Annotated in this window: 12 protein-coding genes; 3 read left to right on the forward strand and 9 right to left on the reverse strand. The window is 70.6% G+C overall.

Annotated features, from left to right (window positions below; translation table 11 throughout):
- Positions 1-12: 12 nt before the first annotated feature.
- Entirely contained in the window at positions 13-1,719 is a 1,707-nt protein-coding gene (locus AB4Y76_RS00805) for a helicase (RefSeq protein WP_441921479.1), read from the forward strand.
- Between the two features lie 33 nt (positions 1,720-1,752).
- Here the strand turns inward: AB4Y76_RS00805 and AB4Y76_RS00810 are convergent, their stop codons facing one another.
- Together AB4Y76_RS00810 and AB4Y76_RS00815 are read right to left on the reverse strand one after the other, a co-directional pair.
- The gene (locus AB4Y76_RS00810; protein WP_441921481.1) at positions 1,753-2,673 is read right to left on the reverse strand and encodes a methylenetetrahydrofolate reductase; all 921 of its coding nucleotides are present in this window, start codon (positions 2,671-2,673) and stop codon (positions 1,753-1,755) included.
- Positions 2,674-2,731: 58 nt separating this feature from the next.
- On the reverse strand, positions 2,732-3,430 hold the full coding sequence (locus AB4Y76_RS00815; RefSeq protein ID WP_441921482.1) for a DUF4386 domain-containing protein: 699 nt from the start codon (positions 3,428-3,430) through the stop codon (positions 2,732-2,734).
- A 153-nt stretch (positions 3,431-3,583) separates the two neighbouring features.
- Between AB4Y76_RS00815 and AB4Y76_RS00820 the strand changes: the two genes are divergently transcribed.
- Positions 3,584-4,249: a hypothetical protein gene (locus AB4Y76_RS00820; RefSeq protein ID WP_441921484.1), complete on the forward strand. Its 666-nt coding sequence runs from the start codon at positions 3,584-3,586 to the stop codon at positions 4,247-4,249.
- 5 nt (positions 4,250-4,254) lie between these two features.
- Here the strand turns inward: AB4Y76_RS00820 and AB4Y76_RS00825 are convergent, their stop codons facing one another.
- Genes AB4Y76_RS00825 through AB4Y76_RS00855 form a run of 7 tightly spaced genes read right to left on the reverse strand, consistent with a single transcriptional unit; the run spans position 4,255 to position 12,898 of the window.
- Entirely contained in the window at positions 4,255-5,283 is a 1,029-nt protein-coding gene (locus AB4Y76_RS00825; RefSeq protein ID WP_441921485.1) for a cytochrome d ubiquinol oxidase subunit II, read from the reverse strand.
- Positions 5,283-6,728, reverse strand: a complete 1,446-nt coding sequence (locus AB4Y76_RS00830; RefSeq protein ID WP_441921487.1) for a cytochrome ubiquinol oxidase subunit I — start codon at positions 6,726-6,728, stop codon at positions 5,283-5,285. Before AB4Y76_RS00830 ends, AB4Y76_RS00825 begins: the two co-directional genes overlap by 1 nt.
- Positions 6,725-8,092 carry an NAD(P)/FAD-dependent oxidoreductase gene (locus AB4Y76_RS00835; RefSeq protein ID WP_441921489.1) on the reverse strand — a complete coding sequence of 456 codons (1,368 nt, stop codon included), beginning with the start codon at positions 8,090-8,092 and terminating at the stop codon, positions 6,725-6,727. The genes AB4Y76_RS00830 and AB4Y76_RS00835 overlap by 4 nt, the downstream gene beginning before the upstream one ends.
- 19 nt (positions 8,093-8,111) lie before the next feature.
- Positions 8,112-9,746, reverse strand: coding sequence for an FMN-binding glutamate synthase family protein (locus AB4Y76_RS00840; RefSeq protein WP_441921491.1), 1,635 nt, complete (start codon positions 9,744-9,746; stop codon positions 8,112-8,114).
- Positions 9,747-9,761: 15 nt separating this feature from the next.
- Positions 9,762-11,003 carry a hypothetical protein gene (locus tag AB4Y76_RS00845; RefSeq protein WP_441921493.1) on the reverse strand — a complete coding sequence of 414 codons (1,242 nt, stop codon included), beginning with the start codon at positions 11,001-11,003 and terminating at the stop codon, positions 9,762-9,764.
- Between the two features lie 39 nt (positions 11,004-11,042).
- Entirely contained in the window at positions 11,043-12,539 is a 1,497-nt protein-coding gene (locus AB4Y76_RS00850; RefSeq protein WP_441921495.1) for an APC family permease, read from the reverse strand.
- Complete coding sequence (locus tag AB4Y76_RS00855; RefSeq protein ID WP_441921497.1) at positions 12,536-12,898, reverse strand: hypothetical protein; 363 nt, start codon at positions 12,896-12,898, stop codon at positions 12,536-12,538. The genes AB4Y76_RS00850 and AB4Y76_RS00855 overlap by 4 nt, the downstream gene beginning before the upstream one ends.
- Before the next feature lie 184 nt (positions 12,899-13,082).
- On the opposite strand from AB4Y76_RS00855, the gene AB4Y76_RS00860 reads away from it, so the two are divergent.
- Positions 13,083-14,792: an NAD-dependent malic enzyme gene (locus AB4Y76_RS00860; RefSeq protein WP_441921499.1), complete on the forward strand. Its 1,710-nt coding sequence runs from the start codon at positions 13,083-13,085 to the stop codon at positions 14,790-14,792.
- Positions 14,793-14,821 lie beyond the last annotated feature (29 nt).

Here is a 14,821-nt window from a genome sequence, read left to right on the forward strand (position 1 = left end):
TAGCGTCCGGGGATGCCCAGTCCGCGCCGCTCCCGTGCTCGTCGACGCAGCGCGACACCGCGGCCGTTGCCGGTCGCCGGGCCGGGGGAGCGGCTGTGGGTGCTCGACGTCCCGTACGGGACCCAGGTCGACGGCGCCAGCTGGCACCCGGCGGTCAAGACCCACCTGTACGTCGGCCGCGCCCTGCCCGCACACCTCGCGCCGTACGCGCCGGGGCCGTACACGCTCGGCCGGTTCGTCGAGAACACCCTCAACCCCGGCGATCCGGCACCCAGCCCCGAGCCGACCGACGCGCTGGAGCCGCGGAGGATCCAGTTCGAGGCGGCCGATGCGATCGCGGCGCGCGCGGCGGCGGGCGGGCGGCTGTTCCTGCTCGCCGACGAGCCCGGCGTGGGCAAGACGATCTCCGCGGTCCTCGGGGCGACGGCGGTGGGCGACCTCCGCGGCGCGCGCCGGGTCCTCGTCGTGGCCGACCGGCCCGCCGCGATCACGATCGGCCACTGGTGCCGCACGATCACCGCGCTGGGCGACGGAGGTCTGGACTGGGTCGTGATCACGTGGGACCGGCTGGAGAAGGTCACCGACCACACCTGGGACGTGATCATCGCGGACGAGGCGCACGCGCTGCGGCGTACGACGACGAAGCGGTGGAAGCTCTGGGCGCGGATCTCCGGGCACGGGAAGCCGCACGACAAGGCGCCGTTCGTGATCGCGACGACCGCGACGCCCGGGCACACGCCGCTCGAGCTGTCGTACCTGGCGCCGGCCTACGCCGAGGTGCTCGGCGAGCCGATGAAGGAGTGGACCTCGGCGACGCAGCCCGGGGCCGCGTTCGCCGCCGCGCTCGAACGCCACGGAGTCGGGGTGGAGCAGGGCCGCTACGGCGCGACCTGGACCACCGATCCGGCACGGCGCGCCGCGGACCTCAAGCTGGTGCGCGGCTGGCTGGACGAAGAGCGGCCGCCGGCGATGCTGCACCGCGCCGCGCCGTGGGGTCCGGTGCCGATCTCCGGCATGCCGGTGGCGCTCACCCCGGAGGAGCGGACGGCGTACGAGGCCGAGTGGGGCGAGTTCTGCCGCGAGATGGACCTCGCCCGCCGCGGCCGCAATGTCGCGAAGGGCCGGGCCGCGCTGCTGCGCTTCCGGCAGAAGGCCGGGCTGATCCGGGTCGACTCGACGGTCGCCTGGATCGCCCAGCAGGTCCAGGCGGAACGGCAGGTGGCGTGCTCGGTCGAGTTCGTCGCGACGGCAGCCGACCCGATCGCCGACCGGCTGCGTGACTCCGGGATCGAGGTGGCCACGATCTACGGCCGCGACCGGTTCGACGTCGAGGACGAGCGGCTCCGGTTCCAGACCGGGCAGGCGAAGGTCTGCGTCTTCACCACGGTCGCCTCGATCAGCCTGCACGCCGGCGAGACCCTCGCCGACGGCCGCCGGGCCAGCACCGAGCCGCGGGTCGGCGTCTTCCACCAGGCCCGCTTCTCGGGCATCGCCGGACGGCAGGTGACCGGCCGCACCCACCGCGACCACCAGGTCTCGCCGTGGCACATCGCGTACGCCGAAGGAACCGTCGAGGAGCAGGTCGGCAAGGTGATGGTGGAGCGGATCGCCGCAGCCTCCGACACGGTGGGCAGCGACACCACCGGCCTCGCCGACCTCGCCCGGCTCCTCGGGGCCGACTGGCTGCCGACCACGTCCCTGACCGAGGACGGCACCTGACCGGTCGGCCCGGCACAGCCCGGCACGGCCCGGTTACCTGCGCAGGTGCCCGGCCAGCTGGCTCGCCAGCTCCACCGACGCCTCGATCTCCTCGCGCCGGATCGAGACGCTCTCGACGTTGAGGCCGAACGGCACGTCGAGTCGCCGGCAGAAGTCGATGAGCTCGACCGCTGTCGCGGCGGCCTGCTCCAGCGAGGCCGCCAGGGGGTTGGTCGCGTGCCGGAGGTCGTTCTCGATCCACCTCGGTACGTCGACGCCGAGCCAGCGCAGGAACTCCAGGGTCTTCAGGGAGCCGCAGACGGAGAACGTGAACACGATCGGCACCGGAGCCAACCCGCGCGACGCGCACTCGTACCGGTAGTCCGAGACGAGGTTCTTGGCCGCGTTGAGGTCGTACACGACCTGGGTCACGAAGAACCGGCAGCCGGCCTCCTGCTTCGCGATCAGCCGCAGGTGCTCGTTCTCGCGGCGGCTGTGACGTTCCGGGATCGCGACCCCGCCGAGGAGCAGGTCCGGGTTGAGCTCGGCGCTCATCGCCTGCGCCTCGGCGAGCGAGACCGCCGGAGACGCCTCGCTCGACGCGGCACCGACGAGCACCGACAGGGTCCGGCCGGGGTCCTGGTCGGCGATCCAGGAGCGCAGGTGCTCGCCCTGGTACTTGCCGACGGCGCGGTAGACGATCACCGGAGTGCGCCACTGCCGCAGGTGGTCCGCGCGGTACTCGGCGGGATCGACCGTGGGGCTGAACGGGAACGGCCGTTCCTCGGGGTTGCGGGAGCTCTCGTCGTCGATGTCGTAGAGGACCAGGCCGTCGAGATCGAGGTGATCGAGGCGTTCGACGGTGGCGCGCGCGATCTCCGGCAGCCGTTCGGCCGGCGTCGACTTCCGGGGCGGGGTGACCGCGAAGAGGAGGAAGTCCCCCTGGCCGGAGCTGATACGAGCGGCGATGTCCACGACGCGACGGTAACGGGTCACCGGACCCGGTCGCCCACGGCCGGGCGGCGGAGGACGACTAGCTCACGGGACCCGGCTCGGCGAGGAGCGGTGACGGCCGGTACCCCTTGGCGGTGAGGTAGATGGCGAGCGAGGCCTCCCACACGATCTCCACGGCCGTCAGGGCGAAGAGGGCACCGCTCGGGTTCTCGAGGGTCCCGAAGAGCACCAGGACCCCACCGAGGAACGCCAGCGGTCCACCGATCAGGCCGAGCATCGCCATCCGGCGCGGCACGAGCTCGGACTTGTACATCAGGTAGCCGAGGAGGATCCCGTTGCCGAGGCCCGAGCAGAACTGCGGGCCGAGGAGGAACGTCCAGTCGTGGAACGCGACGAGCGTGTGCCCGGCGACGGTGAGGGAGGTCGCGCCCGCGGTCCCGCCGAGGTCGTCGCGCAGGGTCACGACGCTCATCAGGCTGATCAGGCCGGCGACGATCAGCGTGGACTCGACGGTGCGCGAGGCGACGTAGGCCAGCGCCACCGATTCGTTGACCTTCTTCAGGACCGGGAAGAAGACGACCGCGGTCGCGATGTTGCAGATCGCGGCGCCGATCTCCAGCAGCGCGCCCAGGGCGATCCGGGCGTCGAGCCCCGAGCCCAGGATGTAGCGGGTGTCGTTCAGCACCGGGTCGTACAGGAGCACGGCGGGGATGGAGAAGAGGAACGTGCCGATGAACCAGAGCCCCGCGATGCGTCCAGGCTTCCGAAGGCCCGTCATGGCTGCCCCTTCCGTGGGGACAGGAGAATCCCGACCCTACGCGCGCCGCCGCGAGACCGGAAGGTCCGCACACGGCAGCCCGACCGACGGTGCGGACCGTCCCCTGGTGCGGACCGGCCGGGAACGCGATGATCACCCTCAGGAGGGAGCATCGTGACGGACGCGAACGAGGCTGCCGGGTACGCACCGCTCGGCGAGCGCCTGGCACCCCTGGCGGGCGTCACCATCGCCGTCGCGGCCCAGCTCGCGATGCGCGACCGGATCGTGCTGGGGCCGCCGGTCCTCGCCCCGGCCATCGAGATCGCGCTCGGCGTCGCGCTGCTGCTCGGCGAGGGTGCTCTGCGGTCCCACCGACACCTGCTGGGACGTGCGCGCTACCTGCTCGCGCTCGTCCTGGTCGTCTCGGCGACGACCTCGGCGGTGCTGGTCATCGACGACGTCCTCGCCGCCCGCCCGGTCACCGTGCAGCAGCTCCTGGGCGACGGCGCGCAGGTCCTCGTCGTGATGGCGGTCGGCTTCGGGCTGCTCTTCTGGCAGCTCGACCGGGGCGGCCCGAACGGCCGGGTCCAGCCGGACGTGGAGCAGATGTCGTTCTGGTTCACCCAGGACGCGATCCGCGAGTACTCCGACCAGTTCGACAACTGGCGGCCGCGCTTCCTCGACTACCTCTACCTGTCGATCACCAACCTGGTCGCGTTCTCGCCCACGGACACGATGCCGCTGAGCCGGACCGCGAAGATGCTGATGGTGTGGGAGTCGCTCGTCTCCCTCGCGGTGATCGCGGTGGTGCTCGCGCGGGCGATCAACATCCTCAAGTGACCGGGTCAGCCCGGTCCCGGGGACGGCTCCGCGACGCCTTCCTCGGGCAGCAGGCTCTTCTGGTCGAGCACGTAGAGCAGCACGAAGCCGGGCAGGATCAGGACGACGGCGACCGCGGTCGCGACGAGCACCGCCGCGATCGTGCCGTCCGGGGCCGCTGCCTCGGAGACGGTCAGCGACTCCGGCAGCAGGTAGTCCCACTGCGCGACCCCCCAGGCGACGATCAGGCTGCCGACCGCCACGACGGCCGTCCACCGGGGAACGCCCCGGGTCCGGCGCAGGACCAGGACGAGCGCACCGACACCGGCGAGCCCGGACACGATCACCAGGGGCAGCGCGCGTGAGGTGAGGCCGTCGTACAGGTAGGGCGCGTCCTCGTGCAGGACGAAGATCCCGACCAGCGCGACCACCCCGGCGGCGATGCCGGCGCCGAGCGCCCGGACCCGGAAGTAGCCGACCATCTCCTCGTCCGAGAGCCGCTCGGCGTCGCGGACCAGGAAGAACGCCGCCAGGTACGCCGCGACGCAGATCGCCAGCACCCCGCCGAGCACCGAGGTCGGGTTGACCCAGCTGTCCCACGGGTCGCCGGCCTTGCCGCCCGACGGCACCCGGCCCGAGGCGACCCCGCCGACGACGGCGCCGAGGCAGTAGGGGACCAGCACGGAGCCGAGGGCGAAGGCGGCGCCGAAATTGCGCTGGTCGCGGGTGCGGAACACCGCTTTGCGGAAGGCGAAGCTCGCGCCGCGGAGCACGATGCCGAGGGCCGCCAGCGTCAGCGGCACGAACATCGTGAGCATGATCGAGGAGTAGGCATCGGGGAAGCAGGTCCAGAGCACGACGAAGACGAAGATCAGCCAGACGTGGTTCGCCTCCCACACCGGGGCGATCGAGTGGTCGATCACCTCGCGCGGCCGCCCGCCGCGACGGGTCCCGCCGGCCACGAGGTCCCAGAAGCCGGCGCCGAAGTCGGCGCCGCCAAAGATCGCGTACATGGTGATCGCGACGAAGAGGACGACCGCTGCCGCGTCGGCCATCAGACCGGCACCTTCCGCTCGTCGGTCGGTTCGCCGGGTGGCTCACTGGGTGGCTCACTGGGCCCGTAGGGAACGCCGGTCTCCTCGAGACGGCCGTTCTCGCGGTAGCGCCGGGACATCATCCGCAGGACCAGGATCGTGGTGACGCCGAGGCCGGCGTACAGGACGACCACGCCGACGAAGGTGATCCAGATGCCGGTGTTGGCGGTGGCCGCGTCGACGACCTTCATCTTCTCGTAGACGATCCACGGCTGCCGGCCGACCTCGCTCACGGTCCAGCCGGCTTCCAGGGTCACCACCGCGAGGAAGCCCGAGGCGGCGGCGCCGCGGAGGAACCAGCGGCTCCGCGGCATGTCCCGGCGGAAGATCCAGGACGCCCAGTACCAGAGCGTGAAGAGGAACAGCAGGGTGCCGAGGCCCACCATGACGTCCCAGGCGAGGTGGACGACGTTGACCTCGTGGATCGTCGGCCGGTCCGCCGCCGGCGTCTCGTCGAGCCCCTGGACGACGGTGTTCTTCCCGGTGGACGGGTCGGAGAGCCACGAGGCGAGGCCGGGGATCGGCAGCCCGCCGACGACCTCGCCGTCGGAGTCGAGGTGGCCGAGCAGGACCTCGGGCACGTCGCTGCTGGTCTCGGTGACCATCTCGATGGCCGCGAACTTGGTCGGCTGGTTGTCGAAGACCCACCGCGCGAGCGCGTCACCGACCCCCATCTGGACCGGCGTGGCGATCGACGCGACGGTGAACGCGATCAGGAACGCGATCCGGTGGTACCGGTCGCGCCGCCCGCGCAGCATCCCGACGGCGTAGACGGAGGCGACCATGAAGCCGCCGACCAGGTACGCCGCGATCACCATGTGCGCCGACATCAGCGGCATCGCGTCGTTGAAGATCACGCCCATCGGGTCGACGTCGACCACCTTGCCGGCGGAGTCGAGGGTGACGCCCTGCGGCGAGTTCATCCAGGCGTTGGCGGCGACGACCGAGATCGCCCCGAAGACGCCCGCGACGGCGATCGGGACCCCGGTCCAGAAGTGCGCCCACGGTCGGAGCCGCCGCCAGCCGAAGATGTAGATCGAGATGAAGATCGCCTCGGTGAAGAAGAACAGGCCCTCGAACGCGAACGGGACGCCGAAGGCCGCCCCCCACTGGCCCATGAACTTGGGCCAGAGCAGCCCGAACTCGAAGGAGAGCACGGTGCCGGTGACGGCGCCGACGGCGAACGTCACGGCCATGTACTTCGACCAGCGCTGGGCCAGCCGGAGCGCGTCCGCGTCGCCGTGCTTGATGCCGCGGTAGTTCGCGGTCAGCGTCATCACCGACCAGGAGACCCCGAGCGGCACCAGGATGATGTGGAAGGCGAGGGTGAACGCCATCTGCGAGCGGGCCCAGGGGACCGGGTCGACGGCCAGGACCGTCGTACCGAGTGCGTCGAGCGGGATCACCGGCCGTCCTCCTCTCCCGGATCCGCGGCGGGCACGCTCCGGCTCAGGTCGTCCGCCCCGGCGTCGGCGAGGGCGACGCGGCCGACGGCCTGGCGGACCGTGATCGTCCGCTCCGCCCGGCTGCCGGCGAGGAAGGTCCACGCCCAGTGCAGCAGCGCCGAGATCCTGTTCTTGAACCCGGTCAGGAAGGTGAGGTGCACGACCAGCCACATCAGCCAACCCAGGAACCCGGACGCGCGGATGCCCTTGAAGCTCACGACCGCGTGGAACCGCGAGACGGTGGCCATACTGCCGAGGTCGCGGTACGTGAAGTCGGCCGGGTCCTTGCCGTGGAGCCGCCGCTTGACGGTGTTCGCCGCGTGGATCCCCGACTGCATCGCGACCTCGGCGACCCCGGGGAGGTCGTCGAGCGCCATCATGTCGCCGATGGCGAACACCTCGGGGTGACCGGGCAGGGTGCAGTCGGGCAGGACCTTGATTCGGCCGGACCGGTCGCAGCTGGCCCCGCTGGCCTCGGCGAGCATCCCGGCCAGCGGCGAGGCGGCGACCCCCGCGGCCCAGATCTTCGTCCGGCACGCGATCCGGTCCCGGGTGCCGTCGTGCGCCGTCACGTCCACCCCGAAGGCGTCGACCCCGCTGACCACCATGCCGGTGCGGACGGTGACGCCGAGCCGTTCCAGCTCGCGGGCGGCCTTCTGCGAGAGCCGGTCGCCGAACGCGGCGAGGATCTCCGGCCCGCCGTCGACGAGCACCACCCGCGCGTCCTTCGGGTCGATCCGCCGGAAGTTGCCGGCGAGCCCGGAGCGGGAGAGCTCGGCGATCTGCCCGGCGAGCTCCACCCCGGTGGCGCCGCCGCCGACGACGACGAAGGTGAGCCACGAGCGACGCGCCTCCGGGTCGTCCTCGCTCTCGGCCATCTCGAAGGCGCCGAAGATCCGGCCGCGCAGCTCGAGGGCGTCGTCGATGGTCTTCATCCCGGGTGCGAACCGGGCGAACTCGTCGTGGCCGAAGTAGGACTGGTCGGCCCCGCCACCGACGATCAGGCTGTCGTACCCGTAGCTGCGCTCGGTGCCGTCGGGCCGGATGGCGGTCACCCTCCTCCCGGCCAGGTCGAACCCGGTGACCGTGGCCATCTCCACGGTCACGTTGGCGTGCTTGCGGAGCACGTCGCGGATCGGGGGCGCGACCTCTCCCTGCGACAGGATGCCGGTCGCCAGCTGGTAGAGCAGAGGCTGGAACAGGTGGTAGTTGCGGCGGTCGACCACCGTCACCGAGACCGGCGCCCGCCGCAGGAACTTCGCCGCGAACAGGCCTCCGAAGCCTGCGCCGACGATGACGACCCGGTGGTCGGAACGCGCTGCCATGCAGTCCTCGGGCGCCCGCTCAGCCGCGGACGGCCCGCTCCGAGGCCGACCACGGCCGGAACGACTCGGCGGACGCCTGGTCCCAGAACCCCTGGAACCGCGCGGGCGCCGTCCCGGCGAGGAGGGCACCGGGCTCGAGGTGGTCGTAGATCTCGCTGAACGCCAGGGCCTGGAACTGGGTGACCCGTCGTACGGCGTGGTCCGGCGTGATCTCGCTGGTGTGGTCCAGGCCCATCGCGGCGATCATCTCGGCCAGCGCGTGCACGGTGTTGCGGTGGTAGTTGTGCACCCGCTGGGACTTGTCCGGTACGTCGAGCGCGCGCTGGAGCTTCGGGTCCTGGGTGGTCACCCCGACCGGGCACTGGTTGGTGTGGCAGCGCTGGGACTGGATGCAGCCGACCGCGAACATGAAGGCGCGCGCGGAGTTGCACCAGTCGGCCCCCAGCGCCATCGAGCGGGCCATCGCCGAGGCGGTGACCATCTTGCCGCTGGCGCCGATCTTGAAGCGGTCCCGGATCCCGGCGCCGACGAGCGTGTTCTGGACCACCAGGAGACCCTCGTTGAGCGGCGCCCCGAGCGAGTCGGAGAACTCCAACGGCGCCGCACCCGTGCCGCCCTCGCCGCCGTCGACGACGATGAAGTCGGCGTACGTGCCGGTCTGGATCATCGCCTTCACGATGGCCGCGAACTCCCGTGGATCGCCCACGCAGAGCTTGAAGCCGACCGGCTTGCCGCCGCTGAGCTCCCGGAGCCGGGCGATGAACGCACACATCTCCAGCGGCGTCGAGAACGCCTTGTGGTAGGTCGGGGAGAAGACGTCCTTGCCCACCGGGACCAGCCGCGCCTCGGCGATCTCCGCGGTCACCTTCGCCGCCGGCAGGATGCCGCCGTGACCGGGCTTGGCGCCCTGGGACACCTTGATCTCGATCATCTTGACCTGCGGGAGGGTGGCGTTGGCGCGGAAGGCCTCCGGGTCGAAGTCGCCGTCGGCGTCCCGGCACCCGAAGTAGCCGGTGCCGATCTGCCAGATCAGGTCGCCGCCGGCCTCCTTGTGGTAGCGCGACAGCCCGCCCTCGCCGGTGTCGTGGGCGAACCCGCCGGCCTTCGCGCCCTGGTTCATCGCCCGCACCGCGGCCTGGCCGAGGGCTCCGAAGCTCATCGCGGAGATGTTGAGCACCGAGGCCGAGTACGGCTGCGTGCACTGCTCGCCGCCGATGGTCACCCGCAGGTTCGCCTCCGGGTCGTCGATCATCGGCCGGGGGGAGATCGAGTGGCTCAGCCAGCTGTAGCCGGCGTTGTAGACGTCCTGCTCGGTACCGAACGGCTTCTTGTCGCCGACGTTCTTGGCCCGCTCGTAGATCACCGAGCGGGTGTCGCGGTCGAAGGGCCGGCCGTCGGTGTCGTTCTCGACCAGGTACTGGTGGAGCTCCGGGCCCATGCCCTCGAGCAGGAACCGCATCCGGCCGGCCAGCGGGTAGTTCCGCAGGATGCTGTGCCGGAGCTGGAAGTAGTCGTAGATGCCGAGCAGCACCAGCGGCACGAGCACGATCTCGGCCAGGAGCCACCAGGGACTGACCCAGATCACCAGGGGGACCACCAGGATCGCCAGGACGATCACCGCCCACAGCGCCTTGGTCCGGATGCGTTCGATCATGAAGCTCCACTCCGTTCAGTCGAAGACATGTCCGTGCTCGTACCGCTCGTCGGCACCGGCGGCCGCGGTCAGCGCGGCCACGTTGTCGCGGGTGAAGAAGCCCTCGTAGCCGTGGCAGCGCTCGACGTACTCGGTGATCAGCAGCGAGTACGGCGAGCTCTTCGAGAAGATCTGCTTCAGGTTCGGGTCGTCCTTGCACTCCCCGACCACGTGGGCCAGGAACGGGGTGCCCATCTCGGAGAGCTGGCGCACGACGTAGTCGACGTTCTTCTCCTCGGCCACGTGACCGTCGATCACCGCCATCGCGATGTGGTGCATCCGGCGGCCGAAGTTGCGGACGAAGTCCTCGGTCGGCATCGGCAGGTTCTCGAACGAGTTCACGATCGAGGGCGTGTTGTTCGCGGTGAACACCCGCGCTGGTGACTTCTTGTCGTCGTCGATGTCCGGGTGCCGGGTGACGTTGGTCGAGGAGTTCATCTCGTTGATGTTGTAGGCGCCCCAGAAGTAGTACGGCACCATCGTGAGGTACTCCAGCAGCGCGTTCTCCCGGTCGCCGGCGAGGATCCGGGTGGCGGCGTGGTCGACCCCGAGGACCAGGTCCTTGATCCCGTGCTCGGCCTGGAGCGCGTCGGCGCGGTCGAGCTTGCCCTGCTCGTCGGCCGTCAGGCTGATCGGCTCGCCGAGCCCGAGCTCGTCGAGGTCGTCCAGGTCCACGTCGACGTACCCGACGCGGTTGTAGGTGAAGTCCGACATGAACGTGAACGTCAGGTGCGGCAGCGCGTAGAACGGGCTGACGGTGTCGCCGGGGTAGGCGAAGCGGACGTTGTGCGGCTCCAGCGCCTCCCGGACGGCCTTGGTGGACTCGGCCTTGTAGACCTCGCCGATGTAGCGCGCGTTCGGCTTCTTCCGGGCCAGCGGGTAGAGCAGGTTCCAGCGCGTGGTCGCGTCCTCGTACGACGCCGTCAGCGGCTCCAGCACGATCATCCGCGGGAACTCCGGGCGCGACTGCAGCACGTAGATCTTGTGCGTCTCGCCGAGCCGCGCGGCCACCAGCCGGTACGGCCCCATCGCGGCGAGCTCGGCCAGGTAGTCGACGCCGTCCCCGTGCTCCACCTGGACGACCAGTGCGGCGGTGTCCCCGACGATCTGGTCGAGACCCGCCGACTTCCGGCGGTCGTAGACCTTGGGCAGGTACTCCTCGAAGTAGTCGGAGTTCTTCTTGTCCCCCTTCGGGGTGTAGCTGGCCAGATCGAGCATGGTGACTCCCTCCCTCTCGTGACGCCTGGTGGTGTTGCGCTACTGGTCCTCGGCCGCCAGGGCCTCGGCCTCGTCGATGTCGATGCTCGCCCACTCCGGGCGGCGGAACTTGTACAGCAGCTGGGCCGGCACCGCGAGCACGACGACGCCCGCCGCGATGACGACGGCGTAGACCTGCCAGGGCATGACCGAGTAGCCCGCCGGCGGGGTGAGCCCGAGCACGATCGCCGACAGCGCGGCGAGGATGCCGACCGCCGCGATCAGCGGCAGGCCGTTGATCCTGATCGGCCGCTCGACGTCGGGTTGGCTGCGGCGCAGCTTGATCGCGGCGGCGAACATGCACACGTACATGCCCATGTAGAGGATGATCGAGATGGCCTGGAGCATGGCGAAGGCTTCGGAGGTGTTCGGGGCGACCACGAAGACCAGCGCCAGGATGGTGACGATCACGCCCTGGAACATCAGGATCGGCATCTGCACGTCGTTCTTGTTGGTCCGCTGGAACCGCTGCGGCAGGTAGCCGGCCCGGCCGACCAGCCACATGCTGCGGCTCGGTCCGGCGATCCAGGCGATCGACGCGGCCACCGCACCGAGGACCAGCAACCCGGACAGCACGTTCGACAACCCGGGGATCCCGAAGCCGTCGGCGTAGACGCTGAAGGCCTGCGAGGCTCCCGAGGTCAGCTCCAGGCTGCTGTCCGGGACGGCGACCGAGATGGCCAGCGAGCCGAGCAGGTACATCACGAACACCGTCGCCGCGGCCATCATGACGGCCTTGAAGTAGGACTTCGGCCGGCCCTTGAGGTGCTTGATGTGCACCGCGTTGACCTCCAGCCCGGCGAACGCCACGAAGGTGCCGACCACCAGGGCGATGCTCGACAACCCGGTGAAGGGCGGGGTGAGGTCCGCGACCTCCAGCGGTGCGGCGGACGGCCGGTCGTCGATGAGCCAGGCGAACATGAAGAAGATCAGGGCGAGCGCGGGCACGATCGTGCCGAGGCCGACCCCGAGGTTGCTCAGTCCCGCCGTCGCCTTCATCCCGTGCGAGACCACGAAGGTGGCGGTCCAGAAGCCGATCAGGACCACCGCGCCGACGTAGAGGCCGTTGCCGGCGAGGTCGGGGCGCCCGAACGCGGTCGCCAGCGCCGCGGCGCCGAACGAGAGCAGCGCCGGGTAGAGCGTCACGCTGTTCATGAACACGAACCAGGTCGCCTGGAAGCCGGTTCGGTCGCCGAAGGCCTCGCGGACCCAGACGAAGATGCCCCCCTCGTGGCTGGTGGCGAGCTCCGCGGAGACCAGGCCGACGGGCAGCAGGAACAGCAGCGCCGGGATCAGGTAGACGGTCACCGCGCCGATGCCGAACGTCGCCGAGTCCGACAGCTGCGCGATGCTGCCGACGCTCGCCACCATCATCATCGCCAGCGCGGGCCACGCGATCAGGGCGGCCGTGCTCGCCGCGCCCTCCTTGCCCTCTGGGCCCTCTTTGCCCTCTGGGCTTTCCTGGCTCGAGGTCGCCACCGGGGTCTGCTCGCTCATCGGGTCACCTCGGTCCCGTCGATGTCGTCGACGAGGTCGTCGTACTCCGAGATCTTCTTCGGGCAGTAGGTCTGCACGACGAGCCGTCCGTAGGTGATGGCGTCGTCGGTGACGAGCTTCCCGCGGCGGCCGGACGGGTTGCCGGTCAGCAGCAGCTGCTCGGCGGTGCTGATGCCGTCGTCGAGGGCGTCGCAGAGCTGCGGTGCCGAGGACCCGTAGAGCGCCTCGGCGGCCTGGACGGTGAGTCCCGGGGCCACGTCGGCCGACTCGGTCGCGGCCACGAGCTGCTGCGCCTTCGCCTTCTCCGAGGCGGAGTGCGAGGTGGAGCAGGCGACGAGAAAGACCAGGGCCGCAAGCACTGCGACTCCGGCGCGCACCTTTCCCCGCACTGAGGGCACCCCAGCACCATAGGACCGAATTCTGGAAAAGGGCACCTCCCGATCTGGGCGGCCGGATGAGCATTGCCCAGCCCGGGTGCGATGTGGTCTCGTGGTGTGTCGGTCTTCGACAGCTCTGGGCCGACACGACGGGGAGGGAGCACCCATGGCGTCGAGGAAGTACACCGTCGGAGACGCCGCCGACGGGTCGCGTCACGTCCAGATCCACGCCCGTGGGCTCGATGTCCTCGACGACCCGGAGATCAACCGGGGCACGGCGTTCACGATGGCCGACCGGGACCACCTCGGACTGCACGGGCGGCTGCCGCGCGGACTCGAGACGCTCGAGGAACAGGTGGCCCGCTCCTACGAGCAGTTCAAGGCCAAGGGCTCCGACATCGAGCGCTGGGTGTTCCTCACCAACCTGCACGACAGCAACGAGGTGCTCTTCTACAAGCTGGTCGGCGAGCACGTCCACGAGATGCTCCCGATCGTCTACACGCCGACCGTGGGTGCGGCCATCGAGGAGTTCAGCCACCTGTTCCGCCGCCCGCGCGGCCTGTTCCTGAGCATCGACGACATCGACGGCGTCGACCGGGCGCTGGCGAGCACCGGACTCGGGGCGGACGACATCGACCTGATCGTCGCCTCCGACGCCGAGGCCATCCTCGGCATCGGCGACTGGGGCGTCGGTGGTATAGACATCTCGATCGGCAAGCTGGCGGTCTACACCGTCGCGGCCGGCATCGACCCGGCCCGCGTGCTCGCGGTCGGCCTGGACGTCGGGACGAACCGCGAGCAGCTGCTCAACGACCCGCGCTACCTCGGCCTGCGGCACTCCCGGGTGCGCGGCGAGGAGTACGACCGGTTCATCGACGCCTACGTCGCGAGCGCGTCCTCACGCTTCCCGAACGCGATCCTGCACTGGGAGGACTTCTCCGGGCCGCCGGCCCGCGGGATCCTGGCCCGGTACGGCGAGAAGCTCTGCACCTTCGACGACGACATCCAGGGCACCGCCGCGGTCGGCCTGGCCAGCGTGCTGTCCGGCGTACGGGTCGCGGGCGGGCGGCTGGTCGACCAGAAGATCGTCGTCTTCGGGGCCGGTTCGGCCGGCGTCGGCATCGCGGACCTGATCGCGCTGGCGATGACCGAGGACGGGCTCACCGCCGAGGAGGCGGCGGGCCGGATCTACCTCCTCGACCGCCCCGGCCTGCTCACCAGCGACATGACCGACCTGTACGACTATCAGCAGCCGTACGCGAAGGACCCGGACGAGGTCGCGGGCTGGCGTGCCGCCGACGGCACCCTCGGGCTGCTGCAGGTGGTCGAGAACCTGCACCCGACCATGCTCGTCGGGACCTCCGGTGTCACCGGTGCGTTCACCGAAGAAGTGCTCCGGACGATGCACCAGCACTGCGAGCGGCCCATCATCCTGCCGATGTCGAACCCGACCGTGCTGGCCGAGCAGACGCCCGCGCACATCCTGGAGTGGACCGACGGTCAAGCCCTGGTCGCGACCGGCAGCCCGTTCGGGCCGGTCGAGCGCAACGGCACGACGTACCGGATCGGGCAGGCGAACAACGCGCTGATGTTCCCCGGGCTCGGTCTCGGCGTGATCGTCTGCCGGGCGGCGACGATGCCGCCGTCTCTGTTCATCGCCGCCGCCCGCGCGCTGGCCGAGCTGGCGGACCCGAGCGATCCCGCGAAGGGCCTGCTGCCGGACATCTCGCGCCTGCGCGAGGTCTCGGCCACCGTCGCCGTCGACGTCATCAACACGGCCACCGCGGCCGGGATCGCCCGGGTCCCGGTGGACGACCCGATCCAAGCCGTCCACGACGCGATGTGGTGGCCGGCCTACCTCCCGATCAAGCACTGACTCCGATCGAGCACTGATCCCCGGCCGAC

The organism is Marmoricola sp. RAF53 (assembly GCF_052114005.1).
Classification (GTDB): domain Bacteria; phylum Actinomycetota; class Actinomycetes; order Propionibacteriales; family Nocardioidaceae; genus Marmoricola.